We start from the raw sequence: 14,415 nt of genomic DNA, 5'->3' as shown, positions 1-14,415 counted from the left end.
ACATGGAGTTGTTGTCTCCCTCGATTCTTGTTCAGATGCTGCTCACAGGCGCCATGATGGGTTGCATATATGGTGCCGTTGCCATGGGATTTTCACTGATCTTCGGTGTGACGAAGGTGGTCAACTTCGCTCATGCCGGATTCGTGATGTGGGCCATGTACGGCGTTCTGCTGGTGTCGCAAAGTGGCCTGATGCATCCCTATCTGGCCGCCGTGATTGCCGTGCCACTGTTCTATGGGCTTGGCTATCTCATGCAATATACGGTCATGGCCCGATTGGGAAGCATGTCTGAAGATATGCAGATCATCTACACCTTCGGGTTGTTGCTGGTGCTGATATATATAGCTGGTTTTTTCTTTGGCCCTGATGTTCATTACCTTCCTTCGTCTGGAGAATCCATCGAGTTTGGCGGTGTCGTGCTGCAATCCGAAACGGTCGTGGCCAGTACGCTGGCCCTGGTCGCGGTGATCCTGCTGCATGTCTTTCTTTCGCGAACCTGGCTGGGGAAGGCCATCCGGGCCAGCGCCGACAACCGTAAGGGCGCTGTTTTGATCGGACTGGATGTGGGGCGCCTGTCCCGAGTGACCATGGCGCTGAGCTTCGCCTTGGCTGCTCTGGCCGGTGTGATGCTGATGACAATCACGACTCTGTATCCCGGCCGTGGTATGGAGCTGGCCCTGCTGGCCTTCGTGATCGTGGTTCTGGGAGGATTGCAGAATGTGTTTGCCTCTTTCTTCGCCGGCATTCTGATAGGAATATTTGAGGCCGTGGGTACTTTGATCTTCAGCCCATCAGTTGCTCAGCTGGGCATCTATGCCATGATTTTCATCGTGTTACTCGTTCGCCCCGAAGGGCTTGGACGGCTCAGGAGGGCTAAATGAAGACGGCACCGTCCTTGCAGGTCATCGGCATTTTCACCCTGCTGGCAATCACGGTTCCATTCTGGGGCAGTGGCTATACGATCAATCTTCTGACGCAGATATTCCTTTTTGGGTTTCTCGCATTGGCATGGAACTTCATGGCGCTCACCGGCTTGATCTCGCTGGGGCACGCAGCGTTTTTCGGTGTGGGCGGGTACGCGGCAGCCTGGTTGTTCATCGCACATGGGGTGCCTCTTGTACAGGGGGCTCTCACGGGCGCGGTGATCGCGATGCTGCTGGCGTCCATCGTGTACTGGATGGTGTTTCGCACCGGGCTGCGTGGCATTTACTTCAGCGGTTTGACCTTGGTGTTGGCAGAGGCCTTGCGATTCGCCGCCGTCAATGCACCGTTTCTCGGCCGGTCCCAGGGCCTGGAACTGTCCGGTCTGCGCCTTCCGCCATTTTTGCTCTATGGCCTGACGCTGCTTGCATTGACGCTGACGGCGGTCGGTACATGGTACTTGCTGCGTTCATCACTGGGTTATCGGCTACGCGCGGTGCGCGAGAACGAGCATGCTGCGGAAGCATTGGGCGTACAGACATTTCGCGTCAAGCTGACGGTCACGCTGTTGAGCGCAGCCCTGACTGCCATCGGCGGGGCGATGAATGTGGTGCTGCTGTATTTTGTCGAGCCGGAATCGGATTTTGGCTTGATGCTGTCGCTTAACCTGTTGCTTGGAACATTCGTGGGAGGAATGGGAACCGTATTGGGCCCGCCGGTTGGCATTGCCTTGTTATTCGGGTTGCGTGAAGCCATTGCACATTTGGGTGCCGCATTATCGCTTGGCTCTTCGGGTATCTATTCCCTGCAGCAAGTGCTGTATGGTGCGATCCTCATGGTGGTAGTGGTGACGATGCCGGAAGGGATTGTCCCGAAGGTGTCGCAGTGGTTGCACGCTCGTCGGCGCAGTGATGCCACTGCACCGAAGGTTGCCGATACCCAAGCGATGCCCGTGCCTGCACACCGCGTCGAAATAGGGGGTGCCGGAGTGAGAGCCGCCGTAGCGTCGACTGAAATCGATGACTATCTCCAGGTGAATAATGTCACGTTGTCCTTCAGAGGCTTGGTCGCGTTGTCCGATGTCAGTTTCAGTTTGAAGCGTGGCGAAATCCTTGGCTTGATCGGCCCCAACGGGGCAGGCAAGACGACCATGTTCAATGTCATTTCGGGGATCTTCCGTCCTGATCATGGCAGCATCCGGTTCGGACAGGAGCCTCTGTCCGGCCTGCATCCGCACGAGGTCTGCCGCCGCGGAGTGGCGCGCACCTTTCAGGTGGTTCAGCCGTTTGGCGGCATGACGGTGATGGAAAATGCGCTGATCGGGGCTCTGTCGCGCCATACGAACAAGACCCAGGCGCAAGAAGCGGCCCTGGCGGCGCTGGCACAGGTCAATCTGTATGCAAAGCGTGATCAGGCGGCAGCCAGCCTCACCCTGCAGGATCGCAAGATGCTGGAATTTGCCCGGGCGCTGGCGACCGAGCCCAAGCTGATCCTGCTCGACGAAGTGATGGCGGGCTTGACGCCGCAGGAGCAGTCGCAAATTGCCGACAAGATCCTGGAGATTCGCGATGAGGGAATCTCTTTCTTGCTGGTGGAGCATGCCATGCGCGCGGTGATGCGGTTATCCGACCGGATTGTCGTGCTCGACCATGGCAAGGTGATCGCTACCGGGCTGCCGGCTGAAATTGCCGAAAACACGAAAGTCGTCAACTGCTATTTGGGTCGATCGTTGGCTCATGTGCCTGTTGCCGTCCCGGCGTGAGGAACTGATCCATGAATATGAGTAACGATCCGGTTCTTTCCGTTAAAAATCTGCGTGTGCGATATGGCTTGTTTGAAGCTGTATTCGATGTGTCGCTCGACGTGGGCGCCGGCGAGGCCATCTGCCTGCTTGGCAGCAATGGCGCCGGTAAAACCACCAGCCTGCGCGCGATTCTGGGCGCTTTACCGATGGCCGGCGGCCGGATACGGTTTCTTGGAGAGGATACGACAGGCCTACCTGCAGTCGCAATGACCCGCCGAGGCATGATCTATGTGCCCGAAGGCCGCGAGCTGTTCCCGACTATGACGGTGCAGGAAAACCTGGAGCTGGGCGCCGTGACACCAGAAGCCCGGCTGCGCATGAAGGACAGCCTGGCCTTCGCATGCGAGCTGTTTCCGATTCTTGCCGAACGCTTTGGCCAATTGGCCGGCACGCTTTCCGGCGGTCAACAGCAGATGGTGGCAATAGGACGCGGGCTGATGGGCTTGCCCAAATTGCTCATGCTGGATGAGCCTTCGCTGGGTTTGGCACCGGTCATCGTGGAACAGGTGTATGCCGCCCTCGGCCGCATCATCCGTACCGGGGCGACCGTTGTTTTAGTGGAGCAGCATGTCCAGCATGCGCTTGAATTGTGCCAGCGCGGCTATGTGCTGGAAGGCGGCCGGGTTGTACAGCAACGCAGTACCGTCGAGCTTGCCAGCGACGATAGCCTGCGCCAGGCCTATATGGGAGTGGATTGATATGGATAGCAAAAATAAAGCGATATCCGAGCCGTTCCAGATTGCCGAGTGGAGTATGCGTCTTGGCGTCGTGGTTCCGTCATGGAACACGGTCATGGAATACGAGTTCGAACGTCTTTTGCCCAAGGGCATGTCGTTGCATGCGACCCGTATCGCGCATACCTGCGACAGCGAACCGACGCTGCTTCATATGCTCGACGAATTGGAGCCGGCAGCCACACTGTTGAAACATGCCCGTGTCGATGCCATCTGCTTTGGCTGTACCGCCAGCGGGTTTGTACAGTCCGGCGTGGATCGCGACAAAGAAGTGACCCAGGCCTTGTCGAGCTTGCTGGGAATCCCCGTGATTGCGACGTCCGATGCCGTGGCTCGCGCGCTGCAACATTTGGATGTGCGGCGAATTGCAGTGGCGTCCCCTTACGAGCCCTGGCTTAACGCGCATTTGCGTCGATATCTGGAAGGCCGGGGATTCACGATATCGGATATTGCCGGATTTGGCACCCAGGAGCATGCCAAGTGTTCACCCCATGAAACGCTGGAACTGGCCATGAGCGTGGTGAGGCCGGATGCACAAGCCATTTTTCTGAGCTGTGCCAATTTGCGTACGCTCGAAATCATCGAGCCTCTGGAGCGCGCGACTGGCTTGCCCGTTGTCACCAGCACCCAGGCAGCCATGTGGCATATGTTGAGGCTGCTGAGCTATTCCGGCCCGATTGGTCCAGGGCGCCTGCTGAGCGAGGCGTAGCCATGGATTGCGACCTGTTAGTCATCGGTTCGGGGGCCGGAGGATTAGCGACGGCTGTCACTGCCGCGAAGCTGGGTTTGCGCGTAGTCGTTGTCGAAAAAGACACGCATATCGGCGGAACGAGCGCATGGTCCGGTGGCTGGATGTGGATACCCGGCAACGCGCTTGCCCGGGCTGCCGGCGTCGAGGACGAACAGGCGAGTCGCACCTATCTTCGGCATGAGCTGGGGGCCTGGTATGACGAGGCCAAGATCGAGGCCTATCTGAAGAAAGGCCCGGAAATGGTCGAATTCTTTCAGAAGGAGACCAGCCTGCAATTCATCAATGGCGCTATGATACCGGACTTTCACGGCCATTCTCCCGGCGCCGCGACCGGCCAGCGGGCAGTGGGTGCCGCGCCGTTCGATGGGCGTCAGTTGGGCCGGCAGATCCGATTGCTCAAGCCGCCGCTGGATCTCATTTCGCCTTTCGGAATGGGAATTGCCACGCTGGAACTGTCGCATTTCTTCAATTACACTCGAAAGCTGCATTCGTTCTTACATGTCGCTCGCAGAGTCCTGCGTCACTGGTGGGATCGCATGTTGTACGGGCGGGGGTTGTATCTGGTCAATGGCAATGCACTGGCTGCCCGGTTGTTGAAGACGGGACTCGATTTGGGTGTCGGGTTCTTGACTTCGTCTCCGGCACAATCGCTGATCATGGAAAAGGGTGCCGTGGTCGGCGCACGCGTAGGCGAGCCAGGCCGTGAAACCGAGATCCGGGCGGCTCGCGGTGTCGTATTGGCTACGGGCGGTTTCCCATGGGATACGGCGCGCAGGGCGCAGATGTTCCCACACACGCCCACAGGCCAGGAACATTGGTCTGCCGCACCCCCGACCAACACGGGCGATGGGCTCCGTTTGGGGGAAAGCGCCGGAGGGCGTGTACGCATGGACGGCAAGTCGCCGGCGGGCTGGGCCCCGGTATCCCTGGTTCCGCGGCCCGATGGAACCTTCGGACATTATCCGCATTTAGGCATCGATCGAGGGAAACCCGGCACGATCATGGTGCGCTCCAATGGCGAGCGTTTCTGCAACGAAGCGGATTCGTATAGCGATGTGATTACTGCACTATTCAATGCAACCCCACAGGGGGAACAGCCGGAGGCATGGTTGATATGTGACCACGCTGCTTTGCGCCGATGGGGCTTGGGGCGTGTCCTGCCAGCACCGGCTCCAATTGGCCCCTGGTTGCGTAATGGGTACTTGAAAAAAGGGGATTCGGTTGCCGATCTGGCGCGGCAATGTGGAATAAAGACGGCATCGCTCGAACAAACAATCTTGCGTTTCAATGAGGGCGCCCGGGTAGGGGTGGATACAGACTTTCATCGGGGAGAAGTGGCTTTCAATCGCGGTTATGGTGATCCGTCTCGAAAGCCCAACCCTTGCCTTGGGCCACTGCAGATTGCTCCGTTTTATGGCTTGAGAATAGTTCCAGGTTGTCTGAGCACTTTTGCCGGACTGGTCACGGACGCCAATGCCTGTGTTCTCGATAATCAGCACAATCCCATCGCGGGGTTGTACTCGGTAGGCAATGATATGGCTAGTATAGGAGCGGGAAATTATCCCGCGGGCGGTTTTACTCTGGGGCCCGCTTTGACGTTTGGTTTCATCGCTGCGCATCATGCAAATAATTCTGTATCACTTAGGTGTAGATAAATGAAATATGAATTAATAATAAAAACTGGCGTTTTTTATGTATAAAAAACCTTTAGAAATGGAAACTGTGCACCCGCCACGTGAATCTGGGCTCATCGGATCCTTGCAAAAAGGATTTGAAATTTTCGACATGTTCAGCCGCGATCACAGCGTGGTAACAGTCAGTGAAATTGCCAAATATCTCCAGTTGCACAAATCCAGTGCATCCAGAATCGCGGCAACGCTGGTGGCGTTAGGTTACTTGCGGCCTGCACCTAACTCCTCGGGATTCCAACTTGGTGGAAAGCTGGCAAGGTTGGGCAATCTAGCGGTAATTTATACGTCTCTCACTGGCGTCGCTGAGCCGTTCATACAGAAGCTCGCGGAGGAAACAGGTGAAACCTGCCATCTGGGCGTGCTGGAAGGAACTGAGGCGGTAACGGTGAATTTAGCTGAAGGTTCCTTTTCCTTGCGGCTGCATTCGTGGGTGGGTAAAAGAAGCCCGGCGCACCTGACATCCATGGGTAAAGCGCTGCTTGCTGGATTATCTGAAGGCTCTCTCGATATGCTGTATCGGGGGAAAAAGCTGGAAACCCCCACGCCGAATGCCATCTCGACATTAGATGCTTTGAAGAACGAATTGGCCAAGGTTCGCTCCCGTGGTTATGCGCTGGATGACGAAGAGTTAGAGATTGGCCTGCGCTGCATTGCGGTACCCATTTTCAGCCATGACGAGCGCACGGTTGCCAGTCTCACAATAGCCGGTTCAGCCTCCCGTATACAGCTCGCTAATATTGATGACTACGTTGAAAAAGTGAGAGCCACGGCAGGTCTTATCAGTGAACAGCTGGGAGCTCCGCCAGCGGCTGCAGCACGGACTGGCTGATATCCATTTCCAGTCTGCAGGTGCAATTGGATCAGATATCCATATCGTCGCTAAACGGAGTTCTGCATGTACGTTTCTGATCTTTATGCCGGCCGGGTGGCGCTTGTCACAGGAGGGCGAGGCGGCATTGGAGCTGCTGTCGCGGATGCGTTGGCAGCCTGCGGGGCGAGAGTCGTGGCTGCCGATATGGAAGGGCCGGATAGGCTGGATCCATCGGCCACGGGAGTGCAGCCTGTGCGACTGAACGTAACCCAGCGAGATGATGTGCTGCGCTGTTTCGGTCAGATTGCCAGTGCTCTGGGGCGCCTGGATATTTTAGTGAATGTGGCAGGCATCGTATCGATGGGGAACGCCGAGCAGTTGTCTGAGGCTGAATGGGATCGTGTCATCGACGTCAATTTAAAAGGCACTTTCCTGTGCTGCCAGGCTGCCATTGCACCCATGAAGCGGCAAAAAAGCGGACGCATCATCAATCTTGGCTCGATTATCGGCAAAAACGGGGGTAATCCCCGCCCTTGGCTGAGCCCAGCTGAACAGGACAAGGCCAGCAATGTGGCTTATGGCGTATCCAAGGCTGGTGTTCATATCATGACGTCATTTTTGGCCAAAGAGTTGGCCTCTTACGGGATCACGGTCAATGCGGTGGCACCGGGGCCGGTGGCGTCCTCCATGACGACGAATTTCCCCCAAACTCTCCGGGATTTGATTCCTGTCGGACGCATGGGGACTGCGGCAGAAGTCGCGGCAGCCGTACTGTTTCTGGCGTCACCACAAGCCGGATTCATTACCGGCGAAGTACTTGACATCAACGGCGGCAGCTGGTGCGACTAATTTGAATGATTGTTTCCTTGAACATCGGATACGGATGTGTAACGTGAAATCTCCTCGCTCGCTTTATCTTATTTTGGACATGCAGAATGATCTCGTGCATCCCGATGGCCCCAGTGGCAAAGGGCCTTTAGGTGAACAGGTGCAAGAGCGTCAAGTGATCGACAGGACTGTGCATGCGATTGCCAAGGCACGCGCTGCCGGTCTGCTGGTGGGCTTTGTGCGGGTAGGCTTTTCAGAGGGCTATCCTGAGTGTCCGGAAAACTCGCAAGTATTTTCTGGCGCACCCAAGGCCGGTCTGTTCAGGCTGGGCGCCTGGGGGACTGAAATTCACCCGGAATTAAAGCAGCAGGTGGGCGACATTCAGGTCGTCAAGCACCGAGTCAGCCCATTTTATTCAACCACGCTGGAGACGCAACTGCGTGCCAATAATGTGCAGCGCATTTATTGCTCGGGAGTATCTACGCAGGCCGTAGTTCAGGCAACGGTGCGCGATGGACATGACCGGGATTATGAGATGATCGTGCTGGAGGATGCCTGTGCGGCGCACAGTGCACAAGAGCATGCCAATTCCATTAGCAGCATCGGCCGCTTCTGCTCGTTTGGGACGGTCGATTCAGTGGTGTTCTCTCAGCCCTGAGGCAGAGTGTTGCGGCCTGCCTCAGCGCCACGCTGCTCCGTTGTGGCTCGCACGACTTCGGAGTGTCGACGTCCATCACTAGCCCAGACAAAGAGGAGGAGGGCGCGGTCGCGCAATCCAATGGGCGAATCATCGCAGATGGCCGGCAGTTGCTACATAGGCTCTCTGGTCAATGCATCCGCATTGGGCCGTATACCTCGTTTGACGTAGGAGCTCTGGGCGTGTTCCATAACGAGTTGTACGGCACGACTGCGGCATGGGTTCGGCAACTCCTGAGCCTTATGAGCCTCCGAGAGCAGCGCCAGACGATGACGGGCGGTGACCAATGTGAGCGCATCCAGCCTGCGCTTGATTCAGTTCGTTGATGCAGAGCACCCATGAACCGAATTTAGCCTCCGAATCGACACAGAATTTAGTTCCGAGCACTAAGTACTTAGAAACCGGGAAAGCGCGGCCGCGGACGTATTAAGTATTCGCATAATGTATATTATGTAAAGTACAGTTTATAGGCGCCTAGAGCTATGGCCTTCTTCCTTTACCGGCGCGCCACAGGAACAGCGCCCGATTGAACCTGATGGGATCGCCGGTCAGCCCGACAGCATCCGGCTGAACAATTCGGACAGCCGGCGGCAAATCGGCTCGGCCTCTCGTTGGTCGCCCGCAATCGCATCATCGACCACGCCATGCATGCCGTCGAAGATCACGATCGCGGCGGTACGCGCATCGGGCAGCTTCCACGCGCCTGCCGCCTCGCCTGCAGCCAGAAGTTCTCCGAGCTGCGCAAGGACGATTTCCTTGTCTTTCACGTTGCGGTTGCCGGGACGGAACTCGTGGAACACAACATCGTGCAGCTTGTAATTGGCGATATACGCTTCGACCGTGCCTCGCAGCCAGGCAGCGAAACGGGCGCGATGGTCGTCCGTGGGACAGGACGCGACCGCCTGCGCCACTTCAGCCGTGAAATCCCGCGAAAAGCGCTCGCGCAGCGCGACGATGACATCTTCCTTGGTTTCGAAATAATGATAGAAGGTGCCTTTGCCGACACCGGCCCGCTCGACGATGTCGTTGACGGTCGTGGCCTCGATGCCTTTGGCAATGAACAATGCCGCGGCCGCTGACATCAGGTCGCCCACCCGCACTTCTGCAGGAAGAACGCGCCTGGTTCGGCTGCGGCGAATTTGCGCGAGCCCTTCCGTTTTTGCCTTAGCCACCATTTTCCCGGCCCTCTCCATGTATTTCGATCTTGAGTCAATCTTGTTGATGTTACAGCATTATTTCAAGCACTTATAGTTATTGACCGACGGTCGGTCTAAAAGCTAAGATGCTTGACAAGCAGACATCAGGAATCAGAAAGCCGACTCATGACTACACGCCGCCCGTATGCCGTCGCCGCCGTCTATCTCGGCACTTTCATGGCCTCGCTGGCCATCAGCATCGTCAGTGTCGCGCTGCCCGCCATTCAGGCGGATCTGGGAGTCAGTCTGTCCGGCCTGCAATGGGTGGTCGGCGCCTATACGCTATGCCTTTCGGCGTTCATGCTTTCAGCCGGGCCGCTGGCGGATCGGTATGGGCGCAAGCGAATCTGGCTCAGCGGCGTCGCGGTGTTCACCTTCGGCTCGGCCATTTGCTCGCTCGCGCCGTCGCTGGCCGTACTGATTGCCGGCTGCGCCCTGCAAGGGGTCGGCGGTGCGCTGGTGATTCCCGGTGCGCTGTCGATCCTTACGCAGGCCTTTCCGGATCCGGCCGAACGCGCGCACGTCATCGGTGGCTGGTCGTCTTTCAGCGCGATCTCACTGATACTCGGGCCGATGTTGGGCGGCTTGCTGGTGGATCATGTCGGCTGGCCCAGCATCTTCCTGGTCAACCTGCCGATCGGTGCCGTGACGATGGGCCTGGGGTTCTGGGGCGTGCAGGAAAGCGCGAATCCCGATCACGCGGCGCTCGATCCCGCGGGCCAGGCGCTATCCGTCGTTTTCCTGGGCGTCTTGACCTATGCCCTGATCAGCGCCGGCCACGATGGCTGGAATGCGGGGCCGACGGTCACGGCGCTGCTTGGCGCCGCGGTGGCGTTCGTGCTGTTCATAGTCGTAGAGCTGCGCACCAACCGCCCGGTGCTGCCGGTCGACCTGTTCCGGCGCGGCGATTTCGCCTGCATCAACTTCGCCTCTTTTGTGCTCGGTTTTTCGGGCTACAGCAGCCTCTTCCTTTTTTCGCTGTTCCTGCAGCAGGCGCAAGACTGGTCGGCAACGCAAACCGGGTGGCGCATGGCGCCGGTGTTCCTGGCGATGGGGATCGTTTCTCCGTTTTTCGGCAGGCTCGCCAGGCGCTATGGCACAGGCCGGCTGATGCTCATCGGCTATGTCCTGTTGGGTATGTCGATGCTGGCCATGGCCGCGTTCACGTCCACTACGCCCTACTCTATCGTCGCCCCCTGCTTCGCGCTGCTGGGCATTGCCCTCGGCCTGACGGTTCCGGCGACGGGGGCCGCCGCGATGGCCAGCGCGCCGCGCGAGCGCACGGGTGCCGCGTCGGCAACCATGAATGCGCTGCGGCAAGGCGGCATGACCATAGGCATCGCGCTGCTGGGAACCTTCATGAGCGTGCGGGCCGTCGCATCGCTGGAGCGCGTGCTGTCCGGAATGGGCATTGCCAATGCCGCCGCACTCGCCGGCATCGCAGTTCATCGTCACGAAAAGCCCGCGGCACTGTACCTGGCGCCGGATCTGTTCAAGAGACTGCTCGAAGATGCCTACGCACACGGCTTCGGCATTGCGGCTGCGCTTGCCGGTGCGCTGGGGCTGGCCGCGGCAGTGGCGCTCGCCATCGTCTCTTATCGGGCCAAGTCTGCCCTTCGAGCCGAAGCCGCAGGGCTCGGCTAAGGCACGGTGGTCAGGTTCCCGCCCTCATGAATGCGCCCTCGCCCATCAGGCGTGGCTACAAAGTCATGCCAGCGGCTCGGTCAGCGCCAGCAGCGTCAACGGCACCATCAATAATGCCAGCACGATGATCACACCTACCAGCATGAGCCGTTCCAGCGGGGTCATTGTGCGCACGGCAGGCTCGAACGTTTGGCCCATTGGCTGGGCAGCATGCGATGGGCGTCGCGAAAACTCTTGCTGAAATGGCTGAGGTTCGAATAGCCGACCGCCAGCGCGACCTCGGTGACGCTGTGGCCGGCGGCTAGCATGGACGCGGCGGCATCCAGCCGGACTTCGCGCAGATAGGCGTGCACGGAGTGGCCCGCCAAAGCGCGAAAGCCCGCCTTGAGTTTTTTCTCGCTTAGCCCGACGGCGCGCGCCAGCCGCGCAACAGTCCAGGCTTCGTCATAGCGCTGGTCGATCAGTTGGCGCGCCTGTGCCAGCTGGCGCCGCTCGCGTGGGCCGACGGGGGCATCGGCGGCTTGCTGCACGGTTTGCAGCACCACGGCCAGCGCCTCTAGCGCCTTGGCCCGCAAATATAGATGGCGAACCATTTGATTCCGATAAGAGCATTCCAGAATATCCCGCGCAGCGCGTAGCAGCGGCGGCGGCGCTGGGAACCCCGCCAACAAAGAGCCGGCCGCCGGCACGCTGCGATTTTGCAGAAAATCGCCCTGCAGCGCCACCAGGGGATGCCCGCCCGCACGCAGCAGCCCGACAGGCGTGTAGCGGATGTCCACGAACCGAACCGGTTGGCCACCCTCCATCTGGAACCGGCCGCGCACCGGGCGATCGCCCGTCTGGATCACTGCAGTGCCCGGCTCGGCCAGCAGCGGCGGCCCGCCATCGATGGCCATGCTGGCCCGCCCTTCCAGGAACACGGCGATGCACAGCATCGGCGGCCCTTCGGCCTGCACGTCCAGCGCAGCCGCGGGAGTGCCGCGCCAGGCCGTCAGCGTGATGTCTTCGTCGAAGTCCTCGTGTTTCACCAGCCCCGACCAGGCGAGGGGCAGCATCACATCGGGCAAAAGAGGATGCCCCTGCAGGTGTATGGCGCCGGATGGCGCGGATGTGATGTTGCGCAAGTTGAGCCCCGAAATCGCTAATTTCCGCCCCGAAACCGTTAGCCGTTTCGAGTATTTAAATATTTAATAGCAATCATTCTCATTTGGTATTCTAACCGAGCCTGAACTCACGCGTCCATATGCAATATCCCGATGCCCGATTTTTCAGCCTGGCCGCCTTGACGCTGCTATGCGCACACGCGAACCTAGCGGTCGCGCAAACTCCCGCCGAACCGGCGCCCGCCGAGCTGGCCCCTATCGTGGTAACCGCGTCCAAACGGGATCAGGCGCTCGATAGCGTCAACGGCGCGGCCTACGTCGTTCCGGCGCAGACCCTGAGCGATGCGCAAGTGGAAAACACAATGCAATTGGGGCGTGTGCTTCCGGGTGTCCAATTCGAGCAGAGCGGCTCCTTCCTGTTTCCCGTCGTATCGGTACGCGGCATCACGTCCGCGCAGGATTTCTATAATCCGGCGCTCACGGTCTATGTGGATGGCGTGTCGCAATTGCCGACTTTCGCGGCCCAGCAACTGGTAGACGTCGATCGCGTGGAACTGCTCAAAGGCCCGCAGTCCACGCTTTACGGCAAGAGTGCCGAGGGCGGCGTGCTCAACATCATTTCGCGCCAGCCCGGCAACGATCCGCACTTTCGCGCCAGCGCCGGCGTATCCAGCCGCGACGGCTATCAGTTCAAGGCCGGCGCCAGCGGGCCGCTGGTGCAGGATCTGCTCTATGGGTCGGTCGCGGCGGTCGCCGGAGACAGCCCGGGACGTTTGACCAATCCGGTCACCGGCGCCGACGGTATCGGAGGCTCTCGAACCAATGCCGGCGCCGCACACCTGCGCCTGGCGCCCAAAGGCCAGCCTTGGGAACTGGGCCTGTCGGTATCGGGCGAATGCACGCGCGCCAGCCAGGACGCTTACGTGCCGTTCGACGACATCGACAGCCGCCAGGCGGTGATCATGCCGGGCATACCGGCCGACCGCAGCGATTTCTATCAACGCCTCTGCGGCAACAGCCAGTCGCTGACCGGCCAGTACGACCTGGACGGCTGGCGGCTGTCGGCCATGGCCGCCTGGCAAGGCCTGCACATCAGCCGTGAATACCCCATTGGCCCCTATTACACGCAACAGCCGGAACACTGGAATCAGCAGGTGCAGGAACTGCGCCTGGCGACGACCGGCAGGCACGCGGTGGACGCGACCTTCGGCCTGTACCGCCAGCGCGTCATCCAGTCGCGCGACTACATCAATGATCTGTACGCGCCGCTTAGCGTCAACGCCTTGACGACACAATCGCGCAACGAAACGGAATCGCTGGCCGCCTTCGGCGACCTTACCTGGCATGCGACGCAGGCCCTGGATCTGTCGGCCGGCCTGCGCTATTCGCACGACAAAGCCAGCACCAGTTTCGACGGGCGCTCGTTGAATTATTCCACCTTCGGCTACGATAGTTTCGCCGGCCGCGGCAGTGTCGACGGCAATACCCTGCTGGGACGCCTGTCGGCGGGCTACGACCTGACCGACGCCTGGCGCGTCTATGCCAATGTCGCCCAGGGCTACAAGCCGGGCGGCTACAACCTGGCGCCTTCCAGCGCCGCCGATGCCGAACCCTTCGGCACGGAAAAATCCATCAGCTACGAGATCGGCACCCGCTACACTGGCGACACCGTGCGGCTGGGCGCCGCCGTGTATTGGATCGAGACGCGCGACGCGCAGCTCTACGTAAGCAACCAGATCGGCTATCAGCACATACAAAACGTGGGCAAGACCCGTTCGACCGGCATCGAGTTCGACGCCGCCTGGGATGTCACGCCGCATTGGACGCTGGGCCTGGAAGGCGCCTACACGCAGGCGAAGTTCCGCGATCTGGATGCCGGGGTCTGCGCCGGCTGCAGCGGCAACCGGGTGCCCTTCTCGCCCGCGTACATGCTCACCGCCCGGGCGCAAGGGAATTTCCACACTGCGGCCGGGCAATGGCGGCCCACGCTCGCGGTGCGCCGCACGGGATCGCAATACTTCGATGTGGCCAACAGTCTGCGCCAGGACGCCTATACCCTGATCGATCTGGGCCTCGCGTGGCGGCCTCGTCCACGCGTGGAAATCAGCGCCTATGTGAACAACCTGGCCGACAAGCGCTACCGTACTTATGGTTTTGCCTTCGGCCCCTTGGGCAACTATGCCCAGGTCGATGCCGGACGCACGGTGGGCCTGAATGTCGCCTACGAATACTGAG

General features: G+C 59.6%; 12 protein-coding genes. 10 read left to right on the top strand and 2 right to left on the bottom strand.

Features of this window, described 5'->3' with window-relative positions:
- Positions 1-2 precede the first annotated feature (2 nt).
- From CEY11_RS01295 to CEY11_RS01260, 8 genes are all read left to right on the top strand, one after another.
- Positions 3-881, top strand: coding sequence for a branched-chain amino acid ABC transporter permease (locus tag CEY11_RS01295; RefSeq protein ID WP_088601522.1), 879 nt, complete (start codon positions 3-5; stop codon positions 879-881).
- Positions 878-2,683, top strand: a complete 1,806-nt coding sequence (locus CEY11_RS01290) for a branched-chain amino acid ABC transporter ATP-binding protein/permease (protein WP_088601521.1) — start codon at positions 878-880, stop codon at positions 2,681-2,683. The genes CEY11_RS01295 and CEY11_RS01290 overlap by 4 nt, the downstream gene beginning before the upstream one ends.
- Positions 2,684-2,694: 11 nt before the next feature.
- Positions 2,695-3,423, top strand: a complete 729-nt coding sequence (locus CEY11_RS01285; RefSeq protein ID WP_233154662.1) for an ABC transporter ATP-binding protein — start codon at positions 2,695-2,697, stop codon at positions 3,421-3,423.
- 1 nt (position 3,424) lies between these two features.
- Positions 3,425-4,168 carry a maleate cis-trans isomerase family protein gene (locus CEY11_RS01280; RefSeq protein WP_158215160.1) on the top strand — a complete coding sequence of 248 codons (744 nt, stop codon included), beginning with the start codon at positions 3,425-3,427 and terminating at the stop codon, positions 4,166-4,168.
- A 2-nt stretch (positions 4,169-4,170) separates the two neighbouring features.
- Positions 4,171-5,865 carry an FAD-dependent oxidoreductase gene (locus tag CEY11_RS01275; protein ID WP_088601519.1) on the top strand — a complete coding sequence of 565 codons (1,695 nt, stop codon included), beginning with the start codon at positions 4,171-4,173 and terminating at the stop codon, positions 5,863-5,865.
- A gap of 37 nt (positions 5,866-5,902) precedes the next feature.
- A complete protein-coding gene (locus tag CEY11_RS01270) occupies positions 5,903-6,730 on the top strand; it encodes an IclR family transcriptional regulator (RefSeq protein ID WP_088601518.1) in 828 nt (275 codons plus the stop codon).
- 66 nt (positions 6,731-6,796) lie between these two features.
- Positions 6,797-7,561: an SDR family NAD(P)-dependent oxidoreductase gene (locus CEY11_RS01265; RefSeq protein ID WP_088601517.1), complete on the top strand. Its 765-nt coding sequence runs from the start codon at positions 6,797-6,799 to the stop codon at positions 7,559-7,561.
- A 43-nt stretch (positions 7,562-7,604) separates the two neighbouring features.
- Entirely contained in the window at positions 7,605-8,198 is a 594-nt protein-coding gene (locus CEY11_RS01260; protein ID WP_233154661.1) for a cysteine hydrolase family protein, read from the top strand.
- Positions 8,199-8,785: 587 nt separating this feature from the next.
- Here CEY11_RS01260 and CEY11_RS25895 read toward each other — a convergent pair.
- Positions 8,786-9,412, bottom strand: a complete 627-nt coding sequence (locus CEY11_RS25895; protein ID WP_088601515.1) for a TetR/AcrR family transcriptional regulator — start codon at positions 9,410-9,412, stop codon at positions 8,786-8,788.
- Between the two features lie 147 nt (positions 9,413-9,559).
- On the opposite strand from CEY11_RS25895, the gene CEY11_RS01250 reads away from it, so the two are divergent.
- Complete coding sequence (locus CEY11_RS01250) at positions 9,560-11,077, top strand: MFS transporter (protein ID WP_088601514.1); 1,518 nt, start codon at positions 9,560-9,562, stop codon at positions 11,075-11,077.
- A gap of 161 nt (positions 11,078-11,238) precedes the next feature.
- Here the strand turns inward: CEY11_RS01250 and CEY11_RS01245 are convergent, their stop codons facing one another.
- On the bottom strand, positions 11,239-12,201 hold the full coding sequence (locus CEY11_RS01245; RefSeq protein WP_233154660.1) for a helix-turn-helix transcriptional regulator: 963 nt from the start codon (positions 12,199-12,201) through the stop codon (positions 11,239-11,241).
- 119 nt (positions 12,202-12,320) lie between these two features.
- Between CEY11_RS01245 and CEY11_RS01240 the strand changes: the two genes are divergently transcribed.
- A complete protein-coding gene (locus tag CEY11_RS01240; protein WP_088601513.1) occupies positions 12,321-14,414 on the top strand; it encodes a TonB-dependent receptor in 2,094 nt (697 codons plus the stop codon).
- The last annotated feature ends 1 nt before the right edge of the window (position 14,415 follow it).

It is taken from the genome of Candidimonas nitroreducens, assembly GCF_002209565.1.
Classification (GTDB): Bacteria; Pseudomonadota; Gammaproteobacteria; order Burkholderiales; family Burkholderiaceae_B; genus Candidimonas; species Candidimonas nitroreducens.
This window is presented reverse-complemented; position numbering and strand designations above follow the sequence as displayed.

What these genes read in the sequence shown, in the direction of transcription:
- CEY11_RS01265 (WP_088601517.1), top strand. Translation starts at nt 6,797, where the DNA reads ATGTACGTTTCTGATCTTTATGCCGGCCGGGTGGCGCTTGTCACAGGA.
- CEY11_RS01240 (WP_088601513.1), top strand. Translation starts at nt 12,321, where the DNA reads ATGCAATATCCCGATGCCCGATTTTTCAGCCTGGCCGCCTTGACGCTG.
- CEY11_RS01295 (WP_088601522.1), top strand. Translation starts at nt 3, where the DNA reads ATGGAGTTGTTGTCTCCCTCGATTCTTGTTCAGATGCTGCTCACAGGC.
- CEY11_RS01290 (WP_088601521.1), top strand. Translation starts at nt 878, where the DNA reads ATGAAGACGGCACCGTCCTTGCAGGTCATCGGCATTTTCACCCTGCTG.
- CEY11_RS01250 (WP_088601514.1), top strand. Translation starts at nt 9,560, where the DNA reads ATGACTACACGCCGCCCGTATGCCGTCGCCGCCGTCTATCTCGGCACT.
- CEY11_RS01275 (WP_088601519.1), top strand. Translation starts at nt 4,171, where the DNA reads ATGGATTGCGACCTGTTAGTCATCGGTTCGGGGGCCGGAGGATTAGCG.
- CEY11_RS01285 (WP_233154662.1), top strand. Translation starts at nt 2,695, where the DNA reads ATGAATATGAGTAACGATCCGGTTCTTTCCGTTAAAAATCTGCGTGTG.
- CEY11_RS25895 (WP_088601515.1), bottom strand. Translation starts at nt 9,412, where the DNA reads ATGGTGGCTAAGGCAAAAACGGAAGGGCTCGCGCAAATTCGCCGCAGC.
- CEY11_RS01280 (WP_158215160.1), top strand. Translation starts at nt 3,425, where the DNA reads ATGGATAGCAAAAATAAAGCGATATCCGAGCCGTTCCAGATTGCCGAG.
- CEY11_RS01270 (WP_088601518.1), top strand. Translation starts at nt 5,903, where the DNA reads ATGTATAAAAAACCTTTAGAAATGGAAACTGTGCACCCGCCACGTGAA.